Annotated in this window: 31 protein-coding genes and 2 pseudogenes; 23 read left to right on the top strand and 10 right to left on the bottom strand. The window is 39.4% G+C overall.

Translation table 11 applies throughout. The features are described from left to right. Positions 1 to 95 precede the first annotated feature (95 nt). Both ASE42_RS13800 and ASE42_RS18755 read left to right on the top strand, forming a co-directional pair. Positions 96 to 1,131, top strand: a pseudogene (locus ASE42_RS13800) (IS3 family transposase); the annotation flags it as partial. 1 nt (position 1,132) lies between these two features. Continuing rightward, positions 1,133 to 1,350: pseudogene (locus tag ASE42_RS18755) on the top strand (IS3 family transposase); the annotation flags it as partial. A gap of 155 nt (positions 1,351 to 1,505) precedes the next feature. On the opposite strand, the gene ASE42_RS13795 reads toward ASE42_RS18755, so the two are convergent. Continuing rightward, positions 1,506 to 1,718: a hypothetical protein gene (locus ASE42_RS13795; protein WP_024427922.1), complete on the bottom strand. Its 213-nt coding sequence runs from the start codon at positions 1,716 to 1,718 to the stop codon at positions 1,506 to 1,508. 250 nt (positions 1,719 to 1,968) lie between these two features. On the opposite strand from ASE42_RS13795, the gene ASE42_RS13790 reads away from it, so the two are divergent. Further along, positions 1,969 to 2,262, top strand: a complete 294-nt coding sequence (locus tag ASE42_RS13790; protein WP_024423071.1) for a spore coat protein — start codon at positions 1,969 to 1,971, stop codon at positions 2,260 to 2,262. A 38-nt stretch (positions 2,263 to 2,300) separates the two neighbouring features. Here the strand turns inward: ASE42_RS13790 and ASE42_RS13785 are convergent, their stop codons facing one another. From ASE42_RS13785 to ASE42_RS13765, 5 genes are all read right to left on the bottom strand, one after another. After that, entirely contained in the window at positions 2,301 to 2,969 is a 669-nt protein-coding gene (locus ASE42_RS13785) for an ATP-binding cassette domain-containing protein (protein WP_024427923.1), read from the bottom strand. Then, positions 2,962 to 3,507: a hypothetical protein gene (locus tag ASE42_RS13780; protein WP_044332175.1), complete on the bottom strand. Its 546-nt coding sequence runs from the start codon at positions 3,505 to 3,507 to the stop codon at positions 2,962 to 2,964. The genes ASE42_RS13785 and ASE42_RS13780 overlap by 8 nt, the downstream gene beginning before the upstream one ends. A gap of 21 nt (positions 3,508 to 3,528) precedes the next feature. After that, positions 3,529 to 4,068 carry a stage II sporulation protein M gene (locus ASE42_RS13775; protein WP_235566788.1) on the bottom strand — a complete coding sequence of 180 codons (540 nt, stop codon included), beginning with the start codon at positions 4,066 to 4,068 and terminating at the stop codon, positions 3,529 to 3,531. Next, the gene (locus ASE42_RS19260) at positions 4,031 to 4,936 is read right to left on the bottom strand and encodes a hypothetical protein (RefSeq protein ID WP_235566786.1); all 906 of its coding nucleotides are present in this window, start codon (positions 4,934 to 4,936) and stop codon (positions 4,031 to 4,033) included. The genes ASE42_RS13775 and ASE42_RS19260 overlap by 38 nt, the downstream gene beginning before the upstream one ends. Before the next feature lie 933 nt (positions 4,937 to 5,869). Beyond that, positions 5,870 to 6,196 carry an uberolysin/carnocyclin family circular bacteriocin gene (locus ASE42_RS13765; protein ID WP_024427926.1) on the bottom strand — a complete coding sequence of 109 codons (327 nt, stop codon included), beginning with the start codon at positions 6,194 to 6,196 and terminating at the stop codon, positions 5,870 to 5,872. A 260-nt stretch (positions 6,197 to 6,456) separates the two neighbouring features. Here ASE42_RS13765 and ASE42_RS13760 point away from each other — a divergent pair, with 260 nt between their 5' ends. The 7 genes from ASE42_RS13760 (at position 6,457) to ASE42_RS13730 (ending at position 10,875) form a co-directional block, all read left to right on the top strand. After that, positions 6,457 to 7,023, top strand: a complete 567-nt coding sequence (locus ASE42_RS13760; RefSeq protein WP_235566784.1) for a GNAT family N-acetyltransferase — start codon at positions 6,457 to 6,459, stop codon at positions 7,021 to 7,023. Positions 7,024 to 7,039: 16 nt separating this feature from the next. Continuing rightward, on the top strand, positions 7,040 to 7,594 hold the full coding sequence (locus ASE42_RS13755) for a hypothetical protein (protein ID WP_056767421.1): 555 nt from the start codon (positions 7,040 to 7,042) through the stop codon (positions 7,592 to 7,594). 159 nt (positions 7,595 to 7,753) lie between these two features. Beyond that, a complete protein-coding gene (locus ASE42_RS13750; RefSeq protein WP_056767418.1) occupies positions 7,754 to 9,157 on the top strand; it encodes a polysaccharide deacetylase family protein in 1,404 nt (467 codons plus the stop codon). Between the two features lie 107 nt (positions 9,158 to 9,264). Next, positions 9,265 to 9,450 carry a hypothetical protein gene (locus ASE42_RS13745; protein ID WP_025092862.1) on the top strand — a complete coding sequence of 62 codons (186 nt, stop codon included), beginning with the start codon at positions 9,265 to 9,267 and terminating at the stop codon, positions 9,448 to 9,450. Positions 9,451 to 9,691: 241 nt separating this feature from the next. Beyond that, positions 9,692 to 10,117: an NUDIX hydrolase gene (locus tag ASE42_RS13740; protein ID WP_056767416.1), complete on the top strand. Its 426-nt coding sequence runs from the start codon at positions 9,692 to 9,694 to the stop codon at positions 10,115 to 10,117. Positions 10,118 to 10,152: 35 nt separating this feature from the next. Next, entirely contained in the window at positions 10,153 to 10,569 is a 417-nt protein-coding gene (locus ASE42_RS13735; protein ID WP_056767411.1) for a hypothetical protein, read from the top strand. Between the two features lie 9 nt (positions 10,570 to 10,578). Then, complete coding sequence (locus tag ASE42_RS13730) at positions 10,579 to 10,875, top strand: DUF3986 family protein (RefSeq protein WP_235566781.1); 297 nt, start codon at positions 10,579 to 10,581, stop codon at positions 10,873 to 10,875. Positions 10,876 to 10,897: 22 nt separating this feature from the next. Here ASE42_RS13730 and ASE42_RS13725 read toward each other — a convergent pair whose 3' ends face one another. Both ASE42_RS13725 and sigK read right to left on the bottom strand, forming a co-directional pair. Further along, complete coding sequence (locus ASE42_RS13725) at positions 10,898 to 11,380, bottom strand: DinB family protein (protein ID WP_056767407.1); 483 nt, start codon at positions 11,378 to 11,380, stop codon at positions 10,898 to 10,900. Between the two features lie 436 nt (positions 11,381 to 11,816). Further along, positions 11,817 to 12,545, bottom strand: coding sequence for an RNA polymerase sporulation sigma factor SigK (gene sigK / locus ASE42_RS13720; protein ID WP_034738387.1), 729 nt, complete (start codon positions 12,543 to 12,545; stop codon positions 11,817 to 11,819). Positions 12,546 to 12,763: 218 nt separating this feature from the next. Between sigK and ASE42_RS13715 the strand changes: the two genes are divergently transcribed. The 4 genes from ASE42_RS13715 (at position 12,764) to ASE42_RS19100 (ending at position 15,835) form a co-directional block, all read left to right on the top strand. Next, on the top strand, positions 12,764 to 13,885 hold the full coding sequence (locus tag ASE42_RS13715; RefSeq protein ID WP_024427938.1) for a tetratricopeptide repeat protein: 1,122 nt from the start codon (positions 12,764 to 12,766) through the stop codon (positions 13,883 to 13,885). Between the two features lie 168 nt (positions 13,886 to 14,053). Beyond that, complete coding sequence (locus ASE42_RS13710; protein ID WP_025092934.1) at positions 14,054 to 14,794, top strand: polysaccharide deacetylase family protein; 741 nt, start codon at positions 14,054 to 14,056, stop codon at positions 14,792 to 14,794. Positions 14,795 to 14,878: 84 nt separating this feature from the next. Further along, on the top strand, positions 14,879 to 15,607 hold the full coding sequence (locus ASE42_RS13705; protein ID WP_192929534.1) for an SGNH/GDSL hydrolase family protein: 729 nt from the start codon (positions 14,879 to 14,881) through the stop codon (positions 15,605 to 15,607). Between the two features lie 78 nt (positions 15,608 to 15,685). Continuing rightward, positions 15,686 to 15,835, top strand: coding sequence for a hypothetical protein (locus ASE42_RS19100; protein WP_162842499.1), 150 nt, complete (start codon positions 15,686 to 15,688; stop codon positions 15,833 to 15,835). Between the two features lie 135 nt (positions 15,836 to 15,970). Here ASE42_RS19100 and ASE42_RS13700 read toward each other — a convergent pair whose 3' ends face one another. Continuing rightward, on the bottom strand, positions 15,971 to 16,111 hold the full coding sequence (locus ASE42_RS13700) for a sporulation histidine kinase inhibitor Sda (RefSeq protein ID WP_003217327.1): 141 nt from the start codon (positions 16,109 to 16,111) through the stop codon (positions 15,971 to 15,973). A gap of 361 nt (positions 16,112 to 16,472) precedes the next feature. On the opposite strand from ASE42_RS13700, the gene ASE42_RS13695 reads away from it, so the two are divergent. The 8 genes from ASE42_RS13695 to ASE42_RS13660 are packed head-to-tail and all read left to right on the top strand — an operon-like array spanning position 16,473 to position 21,491. Then, positions 16,473 to 16,994: a YqeG family HAD IIIA-type phosphatase gene (locus ASE42_RS13695; RefSeq protein ID WP_008356191.1), complete on the top strand. Its 522-nt coding sequence runs from the start codon at positions 16,473 to 16,475 to the stop codon at positions 16,992 to 16,994. A gap of 2 nt (positions 16,995 to 16,996) precedes the next feature. After that, a complete protein-coding gene (yqeH, locus tag ASE42_RS13690) occupies positions 16,997 to 18,097 on the top strand; it encodes a ribosome biogenesis GTPase YqeH (protein WP_056767402.1) in 1,101 nt (366 codons plus the stop codon). Between the two features lie 21 nt (positions 18,098 to 18,118). Then, positions 18,119 to 18,961, top strand: coding sequence for a shikimate dehydrogenase (gene aroE / locus ASE42_RS13685; RefSeq protein ID WP_056767398.1), 843 nt, complete (start codon positions 18,119 to 18,121; stop codon positions 18,959 to 18,961). Further along, positions 18,955 to 19,245, top strand: a complete 291-nt coding sequence (gene yhbY, locus ASE42_RS13680; RefSeq protein WP_008342507.1) for a ribosome assembly RNA-binding protein YhbY — start codon at positions 18,955 to 18,957, stop codon at positions 19,243 to 19,245. Before aroE ends, yhbY begins: the two co-directional genes overlap by 7 nt. A gap of 13 nt (positions 19,246 to 19,258) precedes the next feature. Beyond that, positions 19,259 to 19,828 carry a nicotinate-nucleotide adenylyltransferase gene (locus tag ASE42_RS13675; RefSeq protein WP_034622820.1) on the top strand — a complete coding sequence of 190 codons (570 nt, stop codon included), beginning with the start codon at positions 19,259 to 19,261 and terminating at the stop codon, positions 19,826 to 19,828. Then, positions 19,818 to 20,381 carry a bis(5'-nucleosyl)-tetraphosphatase (symmetrical) YqeK gene (gene yqeK, locus ASE42_RS13670; RefSeq protein WP_025092939.1) on the top strand — a complete coding sequence of 188 codons (564 nt, stop codon included), beginning with the start codon at positions 19,818 to 19,820 and terminating at the stop codon, positions 20,379 to 20,381. The genes ASE42_RS13675 and yqeK overlap by 11 nt, the downstream gene beginning before the upstream one ends. Positions 20,382 to 20,394: 13 nt before the next feature. Continuing rightward, a complete protein-coding gene (rsfS, locus tag ASE42_RS13665; protein WP_003217467.1) occupies positions 20,395 to 20,751 on the top strand; it encodes a ribosome silencing factor in 357 nt (118 codons plus the stop codon). Beyond that, on the top strand, positions 20,748 to 21,491 hold the full coding sequence (locus ASE42_RS13660; protein ID WP_041106941.1) for a class I SAM-dependent DNA methyltransferase: 744 nt from the start codon (positions 20,748 to 20,750) through the stop codon (positions 21,489 to 21,491). The genes rsfS and ASE42_RS13660 overlap by 4 nt, the downstream gene beginning before the upstream one ends. A gap of 48 nt (positions 21,492 to 21,539) precedes the next feature. Here ASE42_RS13660 and comER read toward each other — a convergent pair whose 3' ends face one another. After that, a complete protein-coding gene (gene comER / locus ASE42_RS13655) occupies positions 21,540 to 22,388 on the bottom strand; it encodes a late competence protein ComER (RefSeq protein WP_024423047.1) in 849 nt (282 codons plus the stop codon). Between the two features lie 90 nt (positions 22,389 to 22,478). On the opposite strand from comER, the gene ASE42_RS13650 reads away from it, so the two are divergent. Then, entirely contained in the window at positions 22,479 to 23,108 is a 630-nt protein-coding gene (locus ASE42_RS13650) for a helix-hairpin-helix domain-containing protein (protein ID WP_056767394.1), read from the top strand. Positions 23,109 to 23,142: the final 34 nt, after the last annotated feature.

Here is a 23,142-nt window from a genome sequence, read left to right as displayed (position 1 = left end):
GGGACTGACCCCATAAGATGAGACAAATAAAAAACACCTTCAAGTTTGAAAACGGATCGTTGTGATCCGAAATAAAACATGGAGGTGTTTTTTCTATGGGGACAAGAGTGAGTTATCCGGTTGAAGTCAAACAGAAGGCTGTAGAAATGAGATTGGCAGGCGTATCAATGAAAGAGATYTTGCGGGAATTGAATATCAAAAATAAAACGCAGGTTCAGACATGGGTGAGGTGGCATAAGGCTGGRGATACACACCGGTTCGAACAGCCTGTTGGAAAACAATATACCCATAGAAAGGGTCCCGAGTACTCTTCCGAATTAGAGAGACTGCAGGCAGAAAATCGCTATCTGAGTCAACAGAATGAAGTTTTAAAAAAGTACAACGAATTGGAAAGGAAGTTGATAAGGAAACGTCAATCAAACTGGTAGAAGAATTGTGCAAAACAATGACAGTACAGGACATCTGTGTCCATTTAGGCGTCTCACGCGCTTCGTACTATAGATGGAAAAAGAATCTGAATCAGAATCATTCTAAAAGACAACTAGAGAAACAAATCGGCACGTTGTGCCGAGAGCACAAGTATCGRTATGGATACCGAAAAATCACAGCYTTACTAAAAGTGAGAATGCTTATTAACCATAAAACTGTTCAACGTATCATGCAGAAAAACCAGTGGCAGTGCCGGGTTAAAATGAAAAAGCGTAAGAAAAATGGGCAGCCCTATGCTGTGGCTGGTAATATACTGGATCGGAACTTTCAGTCTGATCGCCCTCTTGAAAAACTAGTAACGGACATCACGTATTTGCCTTATGGACAGAAACAATTGTACCTTTCCAGTATATTGGATTTATATAATGGAGAAGTGATTGCGTTTACGATTGGTGATAAGCAGGACACAGACTTTATTTTAAACACACTTGATCAGCTCCCAGCACTGCCTGAAAACTGTGTGTTACATAGCGACCAAGGTTCTGTGTATACATCTTACGAGTATCAGAAAGCTGTTCATATAAAAGGCATTACCATGAGCATGTCCCGTAAAGGGACGCCCGCTGATAATGCCTCCATCGAATCGTTTCATTCCTCGCTAAAGTCTGAAACGTTCTATCTTAACAGCATTGATCGAACTACNGCATGTCCCGTAAAGGGACGCCCGCTGATAATGCCTCCATCGAATCGTTTCATTCCTCGCTAAAGTCTGAAACGTTCTATCTTAACAGCATTGATCGAACTACGACCACCATCGTAGAACGCACTGTCAAAGAATACATTTATTATTATAACAACATTCGTATTCAAACAAAACTAAACAACCAATCACCGATCAACTATCGGCAATTGGCTGTATAAAGGTGTTTTGATCCCTGTCTCAAAAACGGGGGTCAGTCCCNGTATTCAAACAAAACTAAACAACCAATCACCGATCAACTATCGGCAATTGGCTGTATAAAGGTGTTTTGATCCCTGTCTCAAAAACGGGGGTCAGTCCCGGGTAGATGGTTTTTTTACTCAAGCGTCTGTTTGAGCTCATTTGGCAGTAAATCAATCAATTGATCATAGGAAGACAAATCCAGCACTTCAAGCAGCGCGTAATATTTCGCATAGATTTCACTCAGCTGATCAGGATGGTTTGTTTGATATTGATTCAGATGTAATTGAGTTAGTTCAAGTGCAATGTCTAGCTTGTTTCGTTCGAATGGCTGTGTTGTGTTGATCATATCGTTCACCTCTTATTTGATAATGAGTGGAAAAAATGCATTGAATAAAAAGAGCTGATGTTTTGTTTTCATGGATGACCTGTCTTCGTAAGATATCATTTGTATAATATGTTAAAATTGTCCTTTTGTAAAGAAAGAGAAAACTAGATAGAAAGTGGATTTTTTAAAAAATAGACATGCATCTAATCACGAAAGGTGCCTCTGACATACGATAGAGTGTAAGTGAAAGACAACTTGAAGGGGTGTTAAGATGAGCCGAAATCGATTAGATGATTTCTTCTTTGGACCTCGCAGAGGAAACCAAGGAGGAGACGAAACGGTTGTTTTCCCCACACGTCAAATTGTCAACACAAGAACGAATGAACAAACGATCAGAAAAATTCACCCAACGCATATCACAAACGTCAATAAAAACATCAAAAGAATCGAAAACTACTATCCGGTCACTGAATCGACTCACAACGAGTATATTGTAGAAGAATACGATTGCGGCAGTGATATCAAAAACCCTTGCTGCCGTCCGGTGAAGCGCTGTAAGTGGTAATGAAGGGGGCATCCTTTTATGGGATGCCTTTTGTATGTCTAATGCTCCATTTCATTTAATTGTCCTTGATCCAGCTGAAAGAAACGATTTCCTAATTCTGAATAAAGGTAGCGCTGATGGCTTGTAAATAAAACACATCGATGTGAGAATTCTTTTTTTAATAAAGAAATCGATTGTATTTGAGAGGCTTCATCAAGAGAGGTAAAAGGCTCATCAAGAATAATCAGCTCTGGAGATCTTGCCAGCATACAATTTAAAAAAAGTTTATATCTCATGCCCAAAGAATACTGTTTGACAGGCATCTTTAGGGCATGAGTTAAATCAAATGCATCACAAAGCGATAGAAAGGTCTCTTTGTATAAAACCTTTTCCGACTTTTTCATTTTCCATAAAGACTGGATAAGCTCCATATGCTCGAAACCAGTGAGCGCATCATAAACTAAAGGTTTATCTGGAATGTACGCTACTAGATTTTTATATTGAGCCATTCCAGGGTGATGCTGCTCGTTAAGTAAAATCGTTTCTGATGCTGAAGGAAGCAGACCTGCGATGATCTTTAAAAGTGTCGATTTACCGCTGCCGTTCTTTCCAATAATACAAGCTCGATCACTTTCTTTCAGATCAAATGACACATGATCGAGAAGGGGAGAAGTCTCTTCTGTTGTTTCATAGCGAAAAGATAGCTGAGACACTTGAAGTTTAGCCATTGATGAATCCTCCAATAACAAATGCAGTCGTCACAAGCATATACAAGATCACAGTTGCTAAGGCAGCTTTTTTTGATCCTTCAGCATAGTAAATAATTCCATCATAAAGGATGCGTAAAAGATATAAGTTGAATAAGAAGGAAACTATTTGAATCAAGAGAAAATAGTTATCTAATTGTAACACCATCACACAATAGATCGCTGCACTATTCACTAATAAAAGAAATGCATTATAAACCAAAATAACAAGATACATTTTGCGTAAAATAAAAGCTTTATGAAAAAAATACATATAAATAGAAGTTAGAACAGTACTGAGAAAATTTAAAATGAAATAAAGCGGGATTGTCAGCAAAAAGATAAAAATAATGCTGGCAAGTTGTTTCCCAGTGGATAAAGGTTTATCTACTAACAAATCAATAATAAAAAATGTTAAAAAGACAGTCGACACAAATAATGATAGTAAGACGAGGCCTACAATGGTTTTAATCGATTGATTTTGATTGAAAAATTGCTTAGGTCGTAGAAGTAGCTCCATGGAACCACATTCTCCTTTCTTCTATGGTAGATGTACATGGCTAACGTATTGCTCTAAAAGAGATGCTATGAATAAAAGAACGGCTGCTGCAAAAATCAATTGAAGCACAGTTAGGGTCAGTTTTTTTAATTCAATCGTTTCTCCTTTTATAAATCGATAAAGATAAATAAAAGGATAAGAGCTGACGATTGAGAACAGAATTAATCCAAGAACTTCTACAAAAGCATGAGGCATTAATCCTGTAAATAGCTGCTGCGCTTCGTGATTGACAATCAAATACTGAGCGAGTTTGCCGATAATGTAGCCGTTGTAAAAAAGAATGCCTGCAGACATGATGCCGCCTGTAAAAGCTCCAATGCCTAATATTGCCATTCCAACTTGTAAATTGTTTAAGAAAATAGATAGAAAAAACATCTCTTCATCCTTTTTAAGGTAAGGAATCTGATCATAAGAAAGAAGGCTTCCGATTAGCACAGCTGCAATAAAGATAGCAGCGTAGAGGTAACCGAGGCGTAGAATCAGTCTATTCTCCGATATAAAACATCTTATTTTTTTCAACATATTCAATCCCTTTATAGATGGTCTTTCGGCATAACACCCAGCAAATTACTGAAACGATCACAAAATATAAAGCAAACAGAACGCTTATGAGACTTGTAGAATGCTGCAAAATAGGTAGAAAAGAGGTCAAGATCATATAGTACATGAAAGGCAACACGAGAAAATTCCTTGCAAAGGCCTGTCCTTTATCGATAACTTCTATTTCTTCATTGGTTGTCCCTATTTCATGCTCGTGAATAAAATTGAATTTCGTTGTGAATGGAAACAAATACAGCTGAATCAATGGGAAAATGAAAAAGCCAATTCCCAATGCTACCAATTGAATGAGCATCTGAACATCAAAAAGGTGATATACACTCATGATTGATAGATTAATGAACAGTAGAAAGAGTGACGGTATGGAAAATAAACAATAAAATAACTGGATTTTTGATAAGAAAAACTGCATAAGAGATGTTTGAGAAAGCTCATAGAGCCAAATATTCTTTTTTTCAGCACTCAAAGAAAATATAGAAGGGGTCAGCATTCTCATTTCATAAGTTTGATTAGCTAAAATCATCACATTTAATGTGAATAATAGCTGAATTTGCAAGGCTTGATGATCAATAAGCGAGATCAAGCTGGTCATAATCCCGACATAGAAGAAGGCTTCATATGACATGAACATATAATTAAAAAACTCTTTAGACAGCAGCCATCTTTTTTCTTTTAACACCTTAAGGTCTTTTTGAATCAACATATTCTTTTGAAACAGCGAGCCCTGAATTTTATCAAGTGCTTGAAAGTACCAATAAAATAAATCTTTAAAATGTTTTGAGTTTTGATCATGCTCTTTTCCAGTCGGAATCCAGCGAACAGGGGTCTTCATGACGAGTGTTGCCGCTAATATCACCACGAAAAATGTGACGGGTGAAGTAAAAAGCTCTAGAAATTGTAGAAATACCGAATCCTGTGAAAATAAAGCATGATGGATTTGTTGAAGATTATTCTGGTATAAAGACATCAAGTTGTTTGAAAGTGTAATCCAAAACGCATCTTCTGCAAGCGAAGAAATTGATTGAAAAAGTTGTCGGAAAGTGTAATAAAAAGGGAAAACAATGTTCGATATTAGAACTCTTCCACATAAGAAAAAAAGTAAAGAGATGCTTGTGAAAAAAAGAACACGGATGATCCCAATTTTTTTTACGACAATGTTATAGATGTAAGCACCAAATATCTTATTGCTGACGATAAAAAGTAAGAAGCCTGTCAATATAACATTGAGATGCTTCAACCAGAATATCCAGTCATGTGTTTGAGCAATGAAATATTGAAAGAGAAAATAGATCAAATAAGTACTCAAGCTCGTAAATAGAAGCCATACCAACTCAGAAAACAAAAGCGTTTGAAAAAGGTGTCTCGCGGATATAGGTGCAAGCTGTATCAACTCTTCAAAAGGAAGAATATGTGTTCTTCTATAAGATTCAATTCCTTTGACAATAGAGAAAAGGAACAAAAATATCACAAAAGCACTTTCCCATTCTATTTGATAGACCGGGGAGTAAAGATATGAAGAAATAACGAATACAATCAGGCATCCGAATAAAATATCAAGGATGCAAGAAAATAATATGTATTGTTTAGAAGAAAACGATTTGAAAAATGGAACCCTGCGTATTATAAACTGAGCTAGATTTGAATATTGTTGTTTCATTCTAATTGATAGAAGTAGTGATAATAATGGATATAACATCTTCTCACCTGCATAAAAATTTAAATAGAAGGAGAACAAAGTCTCCTTCTATTGGGTCATAAAATTGAATTACCAAGCAATAACAGCTTTACGGCCTTTTTTCTTAATTTCGTTTTTAAGGTACTGGCGAATTGTCTCTTTACCAGCCGCTGCAATGAGAGAAAGACCACCTGATCCTACAGCAGTTAAAATGGAGATAATTGTTGTAACAGCCCCGCCCGCTTCAACCACGTTCAGAACAACTGCTGCAACACTGCCTGGAATACCAAATTCTTTTGCTAGATCAGCAACGGGCAGTATTTGTAGCGAGAAGGAAAAAAGAGCTAGCATAAGGAATCCTACTGCTAAAGCACCAAAAAGAACATGTAGTTTGATTTCGTTTTTTGTTTCTGTCATATCAAATTCCTCCCTTTTTTGTATTTTTATTACTATTATATCTTAAGCTATCTTTTAGTTCATCGCAATCCTTTTTTTTCATTTTTTTCATGAATTAGTTATAGATTAATATAAATAAAGTGAAAAGATAAGTGAGAAAAGAATCGTTTTTGCTAGAATATAACACGTGAAAATGATCGGAAATACCTTTTTTTACAGTTGGGGAAGCGACTCTAATTTGCATATAGGTAAAGAGATATGTGCAGAGGGGCCAATATCCTTTGATCAAAATCTCCTTTCAAGATAAAATTAGAAGTATCCATCATTCTTTTGGAGGCGATTTTCTGAATATTCGATTGTTAACACCAGATGATGCTGAAGAATATGCAGCACTCAGACTAGAAGCACTGCAATTAAATCCAGAGGGTTTTGCGATGAGCTATGAGGAAGAGCGAATCAATATAGAGGATAAATATAAAGTGCGTTTTGCTTCGGCGAAATCTATGTGGACTTTTGGCGCCTTTCATCAAGGACATCTTGTGGGGACAGTCACGCTTATCCAAGAAACCTTGCAGAAATTAAAACACCGAGCGAATCTGACAGCGATGTATGTAACACCTAGTGCCCGCGGAGAAGGAACAGGCCAGGCCTTGATGACAAAAGTTCTTTTCTTTGCGCGAGAACGGCAGGATATCGAGCAAATGTATTTATCAGTGGTGACAACTAATCACTCAGCCAAGCGCCTCTATCGCTCCGCTGGATTTGAGTCGTACGCTGTCGAAGAAAAAGCGCTAAAATGGACTGATACATATGCGGATGAGGAAAAAATGGTTTTATTTTTATCATAGTCTGGAGGAGATAGAAGTGGATCAACAGGCCATGCGTATCATATTAGCAGCAGGACCCAATAGTGAGCTGGAATCTTTTGCACTGCGTGCAGCACTTGAAAACTTCGGCGCGAAAGTCGATATGCATTGGATTGGAAGACCGAATGACCTGATTCATGTGTTATCTGGTAGAAATAGAAGAGAAATAGATTACCTTCTTTTATCGTTTCACGGTGAAGAAGGAGCATTTATCATGCCTGAATTAGGGGAAGATGTTTACGAAGATGAGGAGCCTAGAGATACTGCCTTTGGAGCGGAAGAAATCAAGCGGTATGCCTCATTAGAAGGAGTTCATGTCATCTCTACAGGCTGCACACTAGGAGAGAAAAATCTAGCAGATGCTTTCTTAGAGGCAGGGGCTGCATCTTATTCAGCACCGGACGATTACATCGATGGGAATGCAGCATTTATCTTTGTGCTGACCATGCTGTACGAGCTTATTAACAATACAAAGACAGTCAGAGCGGCATTTGATCGAGCGCGTTCCATTGATGAAGAAACGAAATTATTTCAATTATATATGCAAAAGTAATCAAAGGACTGAGAAATCAAGTCCTTTTTTTATTCCTCTCCAAAAATGTGTCGGAAATGTGACAAATGTGTGATTTGCAAACTAAAATGGGGGCATGCAAAGTCTATCCTACAAACACACGTCATTCAGGCATGGCGGCATCACGAGAGGAGAATCATTGTGTCAATTAAATGGAAAGTCAGTCTCGTCCTATGCGGACTTGCGATGATCATCGGAATCGCTGCGTTTTATCATAATCAGCAGGCAAGCGGGACAGAGAAGAAGAAGGTAGAACCAGATGCGAGCTATAAAGAAGTTGAAATTGTGACCCTCGTGAATGACGGGAGATACTTGAGATATGCTGTGAACTATCCTGTGTTTCATCAAAAAAAGCTAGATCAAGAGATGAAAAGATTTGCAGAAACAGCGCTGGACAAATTCAAAACATCGTTTAGTGAAGCAAGTGATGTCGATGAAGATCATCGATACGAATTAAACATAGATTATGAGATTACTCATTATGCCAAACAAACTGCTGCGATCAAATTCAATACATATGAATGGAAAGGCGGAGTAAAAGGCGCACATGAAACGAAGATATTCAATTTTGATTTCAAGAAACAGCATTTTTTATCAATAGATGATCTATTTTTATCAAAAAAAGAAAGTCTGCAAAAACTGTCTCAAATGACATTTGAGGAGTTGAAAAAAGATCGCTCTCTTGCTGCAAACGAGCATTTGCTCAAACAAGGAACGTCTCCTAAGGCAGAGCATTATCAGTATTTTGCCATCAAAGATCGTTTTATTGAATTCTACTTCCCAGCAGGGCAAATTGCACCAGACAAAAAAGGCCCTCAAGTGCTTGCGATTAAGAAAACACTGCTTAAAGGAATGTTAAAGCCAGAATACATCAATAAAGAAAAGAACAAAAACGAGAAAAAAGAACCGATCGCAAAAAGAAAGATCGTAAAACTTCCAAAACAGGGAGGATTCAACCCAAATCAAAAAGCCATTGCCCTTACATTTGATGATGGACCAAATCCATCAACAACCTCAAAAATCTTAACAGCTTTAAAAGAAAACAAAGGACACGCGACATTTTTTGTACTAGGAAGCAGGGTTCAATATTATCCCGATATGCTAGGTGAAATCAGAAAAGGTGGAAATGAAATCGGAAATCATTCCTATAACCACCCTTTACTCACAAGACTGCCATTAAAACAAGCCATCAAACAAGTAGAAGATACGCAGCAAATCATTGAAAAAGCAGGCGGGTTCACACCGACTCACTTTAGACCGCCATATGGTGGAACAAACGGACAGATCAACTCGGCTGTCAACATGAAAGTTACGCTTTGGGATGTAGATCCCGAAGATTGGAAATATCGCAACAGCCAATACGTTGCCAACTACATTCTTACACATGCGTCTAGCGGAGAAACCGTCTTAATGCACGACATCTATGACACCTCTGCCAACGCGGCTGTCACGATCATCAAGGAATTGACCAAACAAGGATATCAATTACTAACAGTCTCGGAGCTTGAGCAGTGGAAGGAAGCACGGGCGAAAAAGGTGAATTGAATACGTAAAAAAGATGCGAGTCTTAATGGATTCGCATCTTTTTTAAAGCCAATTATGAGAATGAAGGGAAAATATGTTAAAGTGATTGTAGAAGGGGAGGGCTTCGAATGGTGTTGATGAGGTTGATCAGCATATATATGCTGACAGCGTTTAGTTTGGGATTTGTTATAAACTATGTACCTGGTTTGATGCTGCCCATCTATATTCTTGCAATGATTGGGCTCATTTTATGTCTTGCTCATATTGCGCTTCATTATATTCGGCGAATCAGAAATATGTTATTTGATGAGTAAGGGGAAGATTTCTCCTATGGCAAAAACCTCCTGCTAGATGCGAGAGGTTTTATTTTTTCGGTTTTTACTGTTCTAACAGTTGGATGATTTTCTCGTTGGACGCTTTGGTTTGTCTCAAAAGAGAAACGATATTTCCTGTAAATCCCACGAGCACAACCAGTATAATAAGAATGATAAAATGAACAGTTCGTGTCATATATCCGGCAATTGATGTGAATGGAGAAAGTTGAGGGGGATTTATTTGAAACGAGTAGACGTAGTTTCAGCTATTATTTATGACGAGGAAGAAAATCTATTAACAGTCAAGAATGTAAAGGGATATTGGGAACTTCCAGGCGGTGCTGTGGAAAAAGGTGAACACCTGAAGCAGGCTGTCATCCGTGAAGTAAAAGAAGAGACAGGGTATGTTGTCAAAGTAAATGAACTGCATTCGGTTCGAGAAGCATTCTTTCAAGATAAAAAGCATCATGCGCTGATCATTACGTTCTTTGCGGAAATAACCGGGGGAGAGATGAACATTCTAGATCCGGATCAGGATATTGAAGAAGTAAAATGGGTCAGCACTCAAACCTTTCAAAAGCTAAACCCAAAGCTATATCACATGCTAAAATTAAACCAACAAACACAAGCTTTTTATGATTTTGAGGGAAATAGAACAATTGGTTAAATCCAAATTGATATAGGCATGAAGGAGCGATATTGATGTTTTTATACTACGGGCCTACAGGAGCTCCGATAGAAAAACCTGGAGAAGAATTCATGAAAAGAATCTTCTTTCAGGAGGGTGAAGAGTATTGGAAACAAGGTAACGGGGAATCTTCCATTGAGATAGAGGAAGATGGGGAAAGTGAAAGTCTAGTTTTCTTTTATACTGAACCGTATGGATTCTTTATCATCAGATATCCAGATTTTTTAGTCCCTTTTCAAAAGATAGAAAAGATCGAAACGATCGAGCATTTGATCGCTGGATCACCATTGTATGTGCCATCATGCAGCTATGTTGATCGTAATCAGGCGTATGAAATCGTTCAACATTTTGTGACGACAAAAAAGGTATCTGATCTTGTTGAATGGGTCGAGTTGAGGAATATTGATTTTCAGCATGATGTGAAAAGTTAGGGGAGTAAGGTGAAAGTGTGTACAAATGAAAGAATACATAGTTTAGATGAGAGTATGCATTTACATGTAGGATATGATGAACAAGGTTGTGATTATGAAGGCGTGTTTTTTAAGAGTTTAGAAACAGGAAGATGGTTATTGTTTTTTGATCAAAAAAGTTACGGGTTGAATCTCTTAAAGAGTTATGAGGAATACGATCATTTAGGCTTATTCATTGGGGAATATTCAATTGAAGATGCTCAAATCGAAGAGAAAGGTCAGCAATTATTTGAGCATTTTTTAAAAGAAAACAACATAGTGGGATAAATGAATGGATCTTTAACTGACCTTACTTTTCATAAAAATGTACTGATTTTAACTTTCTACCGATAAAATTAGCAGATACAGGTGTTAATTCTTTTTCTCTTGCCCAAACAGAAAGTTGACCGATATGGTGAATTTCGTGGGCAATTATATGATGTAATATTTCATCTTTAGTGTATTCGTCTTCATCCCAAGTAACTGTTACTATTTGATCTTGTTTTTCATCTAAATGAGTCTTTAAAAATTCAACTATTTCATGTTGTAAAGTCATTGAGAGCGTTTTTACTTTCGCCAGAGTCTTGTAATCATCAAAATCCAATACCACGTCTTTTTTACCCTGAATACCTCGAATCCAACTATATTCAACATCGATAATGTGAAAAAGAGTGTATAAAATACTCCCTACTCCACCTATGCGGTCTTGTAACAACTCTTCTGTTGTTAGTTGATTACACCAGTTAATCCATTCGTCTCTAACCTGCCAGTTGTACTCAAAAAACTTATTCATTATGATCGCTCCAAAGTGTTACGTTTATAGGGTCTCTTGCAGCAAGTTGTTCTTTTGGGTAAGTGGTAGTTTATCTACAATTACTAAAACGTCTTGCTTCTAATATCCCGAATGTTTGTTCTTATATTGATTATACTAAGTTTTCTGACAGGTATCAAATAACAACATTTAAAATTGATTAGCAAGAATACACGAAGCATTATATTTTATTTTTTCGTATTTACATTTTTTAAGCTGCAGCTCTCTATATAGTGAGGCATGATGAATTGATTCCCTTCATGTCTTAGTTCATGAACATGACCAAAATCTTGCCATTGTTCTTGAGGGCTAAGGCGGCAGCTATTATCAAAAGAAATGAAGCGAGACAGTAGCTTATTGCCGAAATAAAAAACAGACCTAGTGAGGTCTGTTTTTGTAAGAAATTAGGAATTTTATTTCACTTCCCCTTCTCCCGCTTCCGCTTCTCCTTCTCCGCCCGGTAAAACTCATGAAACATCTTCATCAGCGCACGCTTTTCAATCCGTGACACATAGCTCCGCGATATCCCGAGCTCTTTGGCTATTTCCCGCTGCGTTTTTTCTTTCTTTAAATCAAGTCCGAACCGGCCGACGATGACTTCTTTTTCTCGGCCGTCGAGAATGTCGATATACTCCTTTACTTTTTCAAGCTCCATGTTGAGCTGAATGGTATCGATCACATCTTCATTTTCGGATTTTAAGACATCAATTAATGAAATTTCGTTGCCTTCTTTATCCTGACCGATTGGGTCATGTAAGGAGACGTCTTTTTTTGTTTTTTTGAGCGCGCGTAAGTGCATGAGAATTTCGTTTTCAATACACCGCGCTGCATACGTTGCAAGCTTTGTTCCTTTTCCAGAGGAATAGCTTTCGATGGCTTTAATGAGTCCGATCGTCCCGATGGAGATGAGGTCTTCAGCGTCTTCCCCGGTATTTTCAAATTTCTTTACAATATGGGCGACGAGCCGAAGGTTATGTTCAATCAGCATGTTTCTTGCGTGTTCATCGCCCTGTGCCATGAGGGCTAAGTATTTTTTTTCATCATCTCCCGAAAGGGGCTGTGGAAAGGCATTGTTTTTGACATAGGACACTAAAAACACCAATTCTTTGACCATCAATCCCATCGCTGTAAATACTCCTGCCACGATTTTCACCTCCACCTTGTTTAGGCCGCTGCCTATATCCTCAAATGTATGTGAAGGAGGGATTGTCTGTGTCTGTACGATGAAAAAATCATCTTTTTCAAAAAAATCGTGCTTCAGTTCGTCTCTTTTTTATGTTTGCGGTTTCTTTGCGGTGCTTGGCGGTCAAGAAGCGTGCTAAAATATGTAATATTAGACCGAAAAGGAAGGGGTAATTTCGGAACATGGGGAAGGTTCTATCTTCACATGTAGGTATGAAAATTAATGAATGGTATCGAATGATACGGCAGTTCAGTGTTCCAGATGCGGAAATCTTGAAAGCGGAAGTTGAAGCGGAAATTGAACAGATGGAAGAGGACCAGCATTTACTGATTTATTATCAGCTCATGTGTTTTCGGCACCAAATCATGCTTGACTATATACACCCTTCAAAATATCAACCTTTCTCAGTATCTAATCTAGTCGATAAAATCGAAAACTCCAATCATGAGTTATCTGATATGCTGCATTATTACCATGCATTTTTTCGTGGCATGCATGAATTTAGTCAAAAAGAATATTTAGAAGCCGTCAAATATTATCGAGTCGCAGAAAAGCAGCTGTCCATGGTATTTGATGATATTGAGCAGGCAGAGTTTCATTTTAAAGTGGCAGAAGCCTACTATATAATGAAACAAACACATGTCTCCATGCACCATATTTTAAAGGCGCTGGAAATATACGATCAGCATGATGCGTATACGATTCGCATCATTCAATGTCTCTTTGTCATCTCAGGAAATTATCAAGATTTAAAACGAAAAGACCGGGCACTGCCTCATTTAAAAAAGGCAAAACAGCTCGCATCTCAAATTGATCACCCGCGCATATACAGTTCAGCGCTCTATAATTTAGGAAAATGTTATGGCGAGCTTGGCTATAGAGAGGAAGCGGAACGATATTTAACGGAATCCGCTGATCTTGCCCGCAAAGAGCTGCTCCCAACGCTTCCGCATACGCTCTATACGCTGGCGAAGCTGCTTTTTAGACAGAATGAACAGGCGGATGCCCTGCGCATATTAGAAGATGGGAAATTGGCTGCAAAGAAGCATGAAGACCAGCTGTTCTGTCATATGTTTGAGTATCTGGATGCTTTATATGTTCAGGAAATCAATGAAGATCAACTGCAAAAAACCATTGATTATTTGGAAAAACTTAGCCTATACTCTTATATAGAGGATATCTCACTAGAAATTGCGACAGCCTTAGAAGCCTCTCAACAATACAAAAAGTCCAACCAGTATTATCAGAAATTATTATGGGCTCAAAATCAAATCCAAGAAGGAGAGTGTCTGTATGAATTCTAAGCAACGTTCGACAGTTGAAGAGAGAAACCAAACGTGAAACAAAGAGCGGGCCGATATGGCCGGCTTTTTTTATTTGAAAAAGAAGCAGATATCACTATGAAGCTTGCATGAATTGATGCGAAAGCGGGCAATTTATCGGTAATGAAGTTCGGTGGAGGAGGCGGTCGAATGAGAGGGCTGCATATCTTGATGTGTATATGGCTGCTATGTGCTTTTGTTCCTAATGAAGTAGAGGCACATACATTAAAACGAGTCGATCTTGAAAAAACGGGACGTGCCTTTTGGGACATGAGAGCGGAACGGAAAAAGATTGCGATCACCTTTGATGATGGACCTCATCCAGTGTATACAAATCAAATATTAGATGTGCTGAAGGAGCATCAAGTGAATGCAAGCTTTTTTGTGATAGGAAGCAGAATCCATGCTTATCCAATGATCGCAGAACGGATTGTGGACGAAGGGAATGAACTCGGCAATCATACGATGAATCATACGTATTTTGACCTTTTGTCGTCAAAGGAGATCAAGCGGGAATTAAAAGAATCAGCGGCTCATATCGCTTCACTCCAGCCTGGTGGTCCCTTATTATTTCGCCCTCCTGGTGGACGCTTAACAATGAAATCATTCCGCATTCTGTCAAAGCAAGGGTACGATGTGGTCATGTGGTCCTTTACGCAAGATCCGAAGGACTGGTCAAGACCAGGCGCACGTAAAATTGCAAGCCGAATTATTGATCATATTCAAGGCGGCGATATTATCCTTTTACATGATGGCGGGGGAAATCGCAAGCAAACGGTAGAAGCATTGAAACAAGTGATTCCTGAGTTGAAGAAGAGGGGCTATGAATTTGTAAAAGTAAGTGAACTGCTGCACCACGACAAAGCATATATGCCTGTTCAGATGCAATAGGCAGCATTCGTCAAAAACATTCATTCATTGAAACCAAAAGTCTTGTCGTTTACTATATGAAGAGGGCTTTTGGAGGTGAATGTTGTGAAGAAATATGTTTTCCTTTTCATCCTATTATGTGTTGCTGCTGGGTGCTCTAAGCCAGTACAAGAAAGCGTCATTGCATTTGGTGACAGCAATACAAGAGGATCAAACTGGGACTTTCGAGATTATCCAACATCTGAAAAATGGGTGAATCTCATGAAAAACGTCGAGCGCGGCCAAATTCAAGTGAAGAATGCAGGCATTGGCGGGCAGACGACTGAAGACGCGAAACTGCGCTTTGAGCAGGATATTTTAAAACAGAAACCAACTTACGTCCTCATCATGTTCGGTACGAATGATGCGGCGATTTTAGACGGGAAACATCCCCGAGTGACGAAAAAACGGTTTAAAGAAAATTTAACCTACTTCATTTCTGAAAGTAGAAAAGAAGGCATTACCCCGATTCTCATGACCTGTGTGCCTGTTGTAGAAGGCGGGAAAAAGGGCTTGTATTATTACTCCAGATATAAGTCATCTTATTTTGCCGAAAGAGGCGGGGCAAGAGCTTGGCAAAACTCTTATAATGACATCACAAGAGAAGTAGCGAAGGATGAGCAGGTACCGCTTGTCGACAACTGGAAAGCTTTCATCCGAGAAGCTGGAGAAGATAGTGATCATGCCCTGATTCAGTCAGGTTTGATCGACCCTTCTGGCAATCATATGACACCAAAAGGGGCGAGAATTATTTATAACGAAATCAAAGAGCGTGATGTCATCAAACATTTTTAAATGATGGCTATCTGCCTAAACAAGACCATCCATCCAGCATAGTCTAACAGTATATCTTCCTAGAAGGAGGTAACTGATATGTGGGGATGTCCTTATCCTTACCCTGCGTGTTCGCCTTATCCAGCACAAGGAGCAGGAATCGGTTACGCTTTTCTTGTTGTGTTCCTTGTGGTCATTTTAGTCGTAGGCGGAGGGTTATGGTTTTGGAATGAACAGCCTTGCAATTAAGACACCTCTTCTTTCATCAGAAGGGGTGTTTTTTACGGAAAATAGTAGTAAGCCTATAGCGCAAGTGATATAATATCAGTCACCTGAGTTTAAAAAAGGAGAGTGCTCGGGAGGCATGGTTCCTGTGATATGGAATTAAGAGGAAACAGAGAGCATATGCCCGAGCGAACGTCTTTTCATTTCTGTCTCAATTAATTCAATGAAGTCGCGATTTAAGTTCATTTCATTTGCTTTATAATACGATTCTATAAGTAAATCATCTGACAGCTTTTTCATACTAGAAACCCATATGATGGGAAAAACACCTCCCCTGAAAAAGTTGGCATAAAATTTGAGGAAAAGACATATCATCATAGGTTGATCGACTGTCTTTGAAGTACCTTTAATCTACCATGAATGGGAAACAAGAACAATCGTTCTGTTATCCACATGGTTAAGTGGATAACTTGTGGGTAGAGTGTTTATAATTGAATGAAAGCATGATGAAATATAGGTGGATAATGTGTGTAAAATTATCCACACCTGTTGAAGGTCCTCATCATATGTCGAAAACTTTTTCATTGTATTCGATAGACAGACAAATTGTGATTTGATTCGACACAATCGCTGAAAACCAATGGAAGAAAGGGTGCAAATTGTGCTAAAGAAGTATTTCTTACCGGATGAATTTGTGAAAAGTATTTTCCACATTTCGCCGCAAAAATTAAAAGAACGAAATGTAAAAGGAATTATTACCGATCTAGATAACACACTAGTAGAATGGGACCGTCCAAGTGCGACACCGCGCTTAATTGAATGGTTTCAAGAAATGAAAGATCACGGGATACAAGTGACGATTGTATCAAACAATAATGAAAAAAGGGTCAAGCTTTTTTCTGAACCGGTTCATATCCCGTTTATTTATAAAGCGAGAAAGCCTATGGGAAGAGCCTTTAATAAGGCAGTCGCTGATATGCAGTTGAAAAAAGAAGATGTGGTTGTCATTGGGGATCAGCTCATGACAGATGTTCTTGGCGGGAATCGTCATGGCTTCCATACGATTTTGGTCGTTCCTGTTGCTGCCTCGGACGGATTTTTCACAAAGTTTAACAGGCAGATTGAACGCAGAATTTTAGGAGCCTTAAAGCGTAAGGGCCACATTCAGTGGGAGGAAGAGTAATAATGGAAAAGGTTGTTTGTATTGGCTGCGGTGTAGCCATTCAGACGGAAGATAAAGATCAATTAGGATATGCGCCGGCAGCATCTCTATTGAAAGAAGATGTGATCTGTCAGCGCTGTTTTAGGTTAAAGAACTACAATGAGATTCAAGATGTTTCTTTAACAGAGGACGACTTTTTAAATATATTGCACAGCATTGGAGAGACAGATTCTCTCATTGTGAAGGTCGTTGATATTTTTGACTTTAACGGAAGCTGGATCAATGGGCTGAACCGTATTGTCGGCGGTAATCCGATTTTACTTGTCGGCAACAAAGTGGATATTTTACCGAAATCCGTGAAAAAAGATCGTCTAATTCATTGGATGAAACGGGAAGCAAAGGAAAACGGATTAAACCCTATCGATGTTTTCTTGATCAGTGCAAGCAGAGGCCAGGGTGTGCCTGAGGTGATGGAAGCGATCGATCATTACCGCGAGGGAAGAAATGTCTATGTCGTCGGCTGTACGAATGTTGGAAAATCAACATTTATCAATCGAATCATCAAAGAAGTATCTGGCGAAGAGAACGTCATTACTACATCCCAATATCCAGGTACTACACTTGATGCGATTGAAATCCCGCTTGATGACGGGTCTGCTTTATTCGATACGCCGGGCATCATTAACCGCCATCAAATGGCGCACTATGTCAGCAAAAATGACTTAAAGATTTTAACGCCGAAAAAAGAATTGAAACCGAGAACGTTCCAATTAAACGAAGCACAAACGCTTTATTTTGGTGGACTGGCTCGATTTGATTATGTAAAAGGCGGCAGAACATCATTTGTCTGCTATATGCCAAATGAGCTGAACATTCACCGGACAAAGCTGGAGAACGCAGATGATTTATATGAAAAACATGCAGGGGAACTGCTGTCACCGCCATCAAAAGAGGGAATGGAAGATTTCCCGCCGCTCGTTCCGCATAACTTTACCATTGATCAGCCAAAAATGGACATCGTCTTTTCAGGTTTAGGCTGGGTTACTGCAAATGATGCGGGCAAGCAAATCAAAGTTTATGCGCCAAAAGGCGTTCATGTGTTTATGAGACGTTCGTTAATTTAAATGTTCAAAGGGGGAGAGACCTTGAAACCTTTATACGGAGTAATCGGTAACCCTGTTGGCCACTCAATGTCTCCGGATATTCATAATGCAGCACTAAAGGACGCTGGAATTGATGGACATTATCATGGCTTTCAAGTAGAAAATGATGACCTGAAAGATGCGATTAGCGGCATGAAGGCGTTAGGAATCAGCGGCATTAACGTCACTGTTCCGCACAAGGTAGAAATCATGAAGTACCTTGACAAAATTGATGTGACAGCTGAACGGCTCGGTGCCGTCAATACGGTGCGGCGCGAAGGGGATCAGCTCGTTGGGTACAATACAGATGGAGAAGGTTTTCTTCATTCATTGCTTGAAGCCTTGGATCAGCCGTTATCAGAGCTGTCATTTCTCTTGATTGGTGCTGGCGGAGCGGCAAGAGCGATTTATACGACAATTGCTCAGTATGCACCGAAGAGCTTTGATATTACGAACCGCACCATTGAAAAAGCTGAAGCTTTAATTGAAAGTGCAGAGGGAAAAATCACATCTCAAGCAATCACATTAAATGCAGCAGAAGAGCGGCTTGGGGAATATAATGTCATCATCCATACGACCTCGATCGGCATGTATCCGAATGTTGAAGAAACCCCGATTTCTTTAGCGAACGCAAAAAAAACAGCGGTCGTTTGTGATATTGTGTATAATCCAATAGAAACAAAACTGCTTAGGGAAGCAGCAGGTTTAGGCTTGAAAACAGTGGATGGGGTTGGCATGTTTGTCGGACAAGCAGTAAGAGCCTTTGAACTGTGGACAGGCATTACGCCTGACGCCGGAAAAATGAAGTCAATTGTCATAGAGAAATTAGGAGGAACACCATGTTAAAAGGTAAGCAAAAACGTTTTTTACGTGCACAAGCACATCATTTATCACCTATTTTTCAAGTTGGAAAAGGCGGGGTAAATGACAATATGGTCAAGCAAATTTCCGAGGCGCTTGAAGCAAGAGAACTATTAAAGGTCAGCGTATTGCAAAATTGTGACGAGGACAAAACGGAAGTTGCGAAAGCACTTGTAAAAGGTGCAAAGGCTGAGCTCGTTCAAACGATCGGAAATGTGATTGTCCTTTACAAAGAATCTAAGGAAAATAAACAAATTAAGCTGCCGTAAAGGTGGATGCGATATGAAAAAAATAGGGTTGTTCGGCGGTACGTTTGATCCTCCCCATAATGGGCATTTGCTGATGGCAAGTGAGGTGCGGATTCAAGTTGGGCTTGATGAAATTTGGTTTATCCCAAACCATATGCCTCCTCATAAAACAGGACGGAAACGAGCAGATAGTCATCACCGCATAAAAATGGTGGAGGCGGCGATTCAATCAAATCCATATTTTCGGCTCGAGCTTATTGAAATGGAGCGGGAGGGTCCGTCTTATACGGTAGATACAGTGAATCTGTTAAAGAAGCGTCATCCAGAAGATCAGTTCTTTTTTATGATAGGAGCGGACATGGTCGAGTATTTGCCAAAATGGCATCGGATCGATGATTTGCTTCAAATGATCACCTTTATTGGGATGAAAAGGCCGGGTTACGTTGGAAGTACGGCATATCCTCTTTTATTTGCAGATGTTCCAGCTTTTGATGTATCATCGACATTGATTAGGCAGCGAATAGAGCAGGGGAACCCTGTCGATTATTTGATTCCGAAAGCTGTTGAGCGTTATATAAAGGAGCATCATTTATATGAATCGTGAAGAAGCATTGAACTGTGTCAAAGAGCAGTTAACAGAGCATAGATATACACATACACTCGGAGTCATGGAGACAGCCATTTCATTAGCGGAACGGTTCGGTGCAGATGTGAAAAAAGCAGAGATCGCCGCTATTTTTCATGATTATGCGAAATTTAGACCAAAAGAAGAAATGAAGGGGATTATCCAAAAAGAACAGATGAACCCTTTATTGCTTGAATATTCGCCCGAGCTTTGGCACGCCCCGGTTGGTGCCTATTTGGTCAAAAAAGAAGCTGGAATTGACGATCAAGATGTGTTAACAGCTATTGAATTTCATACTTCCGGCAGACCAGACATGAGCTTACTTGAAAAAGTCATTTATGTCGCAGATTATATTGAACCAGGACGTCATTTCCCTGGTGTCGAAGAAGTAAGGGAATTAGCAGAAAATGATCTAGATCGTGCACTGATCCAATCATTAAAAAACACCATCAGTTTTCTAATGAAAAAGAATCAGCCAGTTTTTCCAGATACGCTTGCTACTTACAACTCGCTTGTGCATAAGAACAACTAAGGAGGAATTTTGGATGGATTCATCATCAATTTTAAACGTCGCAGCAGGAGCATGCGATGATAAACGGGCTGAGGATATTATTGCCCTTAATATGCAAGGAATCTCACTTGTTGCAGATTATTTTCTCATTTGTCACGGGAATTCTGATAAACAAGTGCAAGCCATTGCAAGAGAAGTAAAACATCTTGCAGAGGAAAGCGGAATCGAAGTGAAAAAGATGGAAGGCTTTGATGAAGCAAGATGGGTATTGATTGACCTAGGTGATGTCATTGCTCATGTGTTCCACAAAGAAGAAAGAGGATACTACAATCTAGAAAAGCTATGGGGAGATGCGCCGAGAGAAACGCTTTCACTTGGCATTAACTCATGATTTATCAAGGGTTTGCAGGTGTGTATGACGAGCTCATGACACATGCACCTTATGATGAATGGGTTCAGTGGATCCAGCAGTATATGAAGCCGAATGCTGCCATCATCGATGTAGGCTGTGGAACTGGAGAGATTTCTCTTCGGTTAGCTGAAAAGGGCCACAAGGTCACAGGAATTGACCTCAGTGAAGAAATGCTGGCCTTTGCGCAGCAAAAAGCGCAGGCGAAAAAGCAGTCGATTCAATTTTTACATCAAGATATGAGAGAAGTTACGGGCTTTGAGCAAGCCTTCCAGGCAGCCGTTATTTGCTGTGATTCCTTGAATTACTTAAAAAACGAAAATGACGTCAAAAAAACCTTTAAAAACATGTTTCAGCTTTTAGAGGCAGATGGAGTTTTACTTTTTGATGTTCATACGCCTTATAAAATGGAAGAGGTATTCCCAGGTTCGACTTATGCAGATCAGGATGAAGAGATCAGCTATATTTGGCAGAGTGATAAAGGGGATGACATGTATTCGGTCATACATGATTTAAGCTTTTTTGTAAAAGACGGAGACATGTATCAGCGTTATGATGAGACACATGAACAGCGCACATTTCCATTTGAAACATATGCAGCGTTCCTTGAGTCCGCTGGCTTTGAACAAATAGAAGTGACTGCTGATTTTACAAATGAAGCCCCCGGTGAATTCGCCGAAAGATATTTCATCTCAGCTAAGAAACCAAAAACCATCGTTTAATAGAACGATGGTTTTTTAAAACCCTTTTTTCGCTTGTTGCAAAGATGATTAATTTCTGCGATCATCAGTGAACACACTTGGCGGATATTGATGCGCAACTGCTTCTAGATCTTCATCGAATTTTTCATGAGTGTTTTGAAAGAGACGGTGAAACATATCTTGCACACCTGCTTCAAGTGCTTTAATGCCTTCACCAGTGACGCCGCCTTTCACACATACTTTGTCTTGCAGTGTCGGAAGGGTATAGACTCTTTTTTCAATCAAACGGCCAAGACCAACAAGCATATCCTCTGATAAGGTGGTGGCTTCTTCTTTAGAAATATCCGTTTCTTCTACGGCTGCTTCAATCATTTTCTGAACGAGAAAACTGATAAAAGCAGGTCCGCAGCTGACAATATCGGAAGCCGCTCTAGTAATTGAATGATGGATCTCAATTGGTGTTGAAATGCACGAAGCTAACTGTCTTAACGCAGTTTTCGTCGCGGCATTGCATGATGAACCAAAAGTTAAAAGTGATGCGCCTGATAAAGCGCGGTTTGTAATGCTTGGAATCAGCCTGGCTGTTTGACAAGGAACGATATCCTGAAGCTGTTCAGGATGAACCGGACTTGTAATGATGACAATGGTTTGCTGCTCCGTTAAAAGAGGGCTCAGCTCTTTTAAAAGTGGATAAATATCAAGTGGTTTGACACAAACAAAAATGAAATCTTTATTCGTGACAGCCCCTGAAAGCTGTTTCGTTACTTCAAGCTCTGGATGGTTCTTTTTTATATTGAACGCTTTTTCAATGGTTCGGTTTGTAATGGTAATCGATGAGGGATTGACTGCCTTTGATTCAATAAATGCCTCAGTAAGTATGGTACCCATGTTTCCTGTACCGATTAACCCTATATTCAAACGTTCTCCCTCCTTAGACGCATAGGATCTGTTATCTTCTAAACAGTATGTTGAGCAGTAGAAAAATATGATTGAAAGAAGCGTGAATAAGTGAAACGACTCATTTCATTAAAAAAATACAGTCTTTATATCGCCGCTGGACTCATAGTCGTGATCATCTTCAGTTTCTTCTTTTTCACTGGAAAAGGAGAGGGCAGCAGAGAGCCAAGTGTATTGAAGGAAAATAAAGACATAGAAGTCACATTAGAAGACAAACAAGAAAAGACAGAAAAAGAGCCATCGACGATTTTTGTAGAGGTCAAAGGAGCTGTAAGGAAGCCAGGTGTTTATACGTTTCAATCTGATGCTCGGGTAGAGGAAGCGATTCAAAGGGCAGGAGGCTTTACCAGCAAAGCAGACTCGATTGAAATCAACCAAGCAGCTAAATTAGAGGATAGTATGATGATTTATGTTCGGAAGCAGGGGGAAGCGGAAAGAGAGACGCAAACAGCATCAGCTGACGCATCAACGGGCGTTGAAAAGAGTGAAGGTGTGAATGTCAATCAGGCCGATGCAGCCGAATTGCAAACCATTAACGGCATAGGACCAGCTAAAGCAGAAGCCATCATTTCGTATAGAGAGGAACACGGAGAATTTCAACAAATTGAAGACTTGCGGAATATTTCAGGTTTTGGGGAAAAGACGATTGAACGGCTGAAAAGTCAATTGACCGTGAAGTAGAATTGACGGTAGAGAAGAAAGGCATGTACACTTA

The organism is Bacillus sp. Root920 (assembly GCF_001429445.1).
Lineage (GTDB): Bacteria > Bacillota > Bacilli > Bacillales > Bacillaceae > Bacillus > Bacillus safensis.
This window is presented reverse-complemented; position numbering and strand designations above follow the sequence as displayed.

What these genes read in the sequence shown, in the direction of transcription:
- ASE42_RS13795 (WP_024427922.1), bottom strand. Translation starts at nt 1,718, where the DNA reads ATGATCAACACAACACAGCCATTCGAACGAAACAAGCTAGACATTGCA.
- ASE42_RS13790 (WP_024423071.1), top strand. Translation starts at nt 1,969, where the DNA reads ATGAGCCGAAATCGATTAGATGATTTCTTCTTTGGACCTCGCAGAGGA.
- ASE42_RS13785 (WP_024427923.1), bottom strand. Translation starts at nt 2,969, where the DNA reads ATGGCTAAACTTCAAGTGTCTCAGCTATCTTTTCGCTATGAAACAACA.
- ASE42_RS13780 (WP_044332175.1), bottom strand. Translation starts at nt 3,507, where the DNA reads ATGGAGCTACTTCTACGACCTAAGCAATTTTTCAATCAAAATCAATCG.
- ASE42_RS13775 (WP_235566788.1), bottom strand. Translation starts at nt 4,068, where the DNA reads ATGTTGAAAAAAATAAGATGTTTTATATCGGAGAATAGACTGATTCTA.
- ASE42_RS19260 (WP_235566786.1), bottom strand. Translation starts at nt 4,936, where the DNA reads ATGAAGACCCCTGTTCGCTGGATTCCGACTGGAAAAGAGCATGATCAA.
- ASE42_RS13765 (WP_024427926.1), bottom strand. Translation starts at nt 6,196, where the DNA reads ATGACAGAAACAAAAAACGAAATCAAACTACATGTTCTTTTTGGTGCT.
- ASE42_RS13745 (WP_025092862.1), top strand. Translation starts at nt 9,265, where the DNA reads ATGGTGTTGATGAGGTTGATCAGCATATATATGCTGACAGCGTTTAGT.
- ASE42_RS13735 (WP_056767411.1), top strand. Translation starts at nt 10,153, where the DNA reads ATGTTTTTATACTACGGGCCTACAGGAGCTCCGATAGAAAAACCTGGA.
- ASE42_RS13725 (WP_056767407.1), bottom strand. Translation starts at nt 11,380, where the DNA reads ATGAATAAGTTTTTTGAGTACAACTGGCAGGTTAGAGACGAATGGATT.
- ASE42_RS13715 (WP_024427938.1), top strand. Translation starts at nt 12,764, where the DNA reads ATGGGGAAGGTTCTATCTTCACATGTAGGTATGAAAATTAATGAATGG.
- ASE42_RS13710 (WP_025092934.1), top strand. Translation starts at nt 14,054, where the DNA reads ATGAGAGGGCTGCATATCTTGATGTGTATATGGCTGCTATGTGCTTTT.
- ASE42_RS19100 (WP_162842499.1), top strand. Translation starts at nt 15,686, where the DNA reads ATGTGGGGATGTCCTTATCCTTACCCTGCGTGTTCGCCTTATCCAGCA.
- ASE42_RS13700 (WP_003217327.1), bottom strand. Translation starts at nt 16,111, where the DNA reads ATGAAAAAGCTGTCAGATGATTTACTTATAGAATCGTATTATAAAGCA.
- yqeH (WP_056767402.1), top strand. Translation starts at nt 16,997, where the DNA reads ATGGAAAAGGTTGTTTGTATTGGCTGCGGTGTAGCCATTCAGACGGAA.
- yhbY (WP_008342507.1), top strand. Translation starts at nt 18,955, where the DNA reads ATGTTAAAAGGTAAGCAAAAACGTTTTTTACGTGCACAAGCACATCAT.
- ASE42_RS13675 (WP_034622820.1), top strand. Translation starts at nt 19,259, where the DNA reads ATGAAAAAAATAGGGTTGTTCGGCGGTACGTTTGATCCTCCCCATAAT.
- yqeK (WP_025092939.1), top strand. Translation starts at nt 19,818, where the DNA reads ATGAATCGTGAAGAAGCATTGAACTGTGTCAAAGAGCAGTTAACAGAG.
- rsfS (WP_003217467.1), top strand. Translation starts at nt 20,395, where the DNA reads ATGGATTCATCATCAATTTTAAACGTCGCAGCAGGAGCATGCGATGAT.
- ASE42_RS13660 (WP_041106941.1), top strand. Translation starts at nt 20,748, where the DNA reads ATGATTTATCAAGGGTTTGCAGGTGTGTATGACGAGCTCATGACACAT.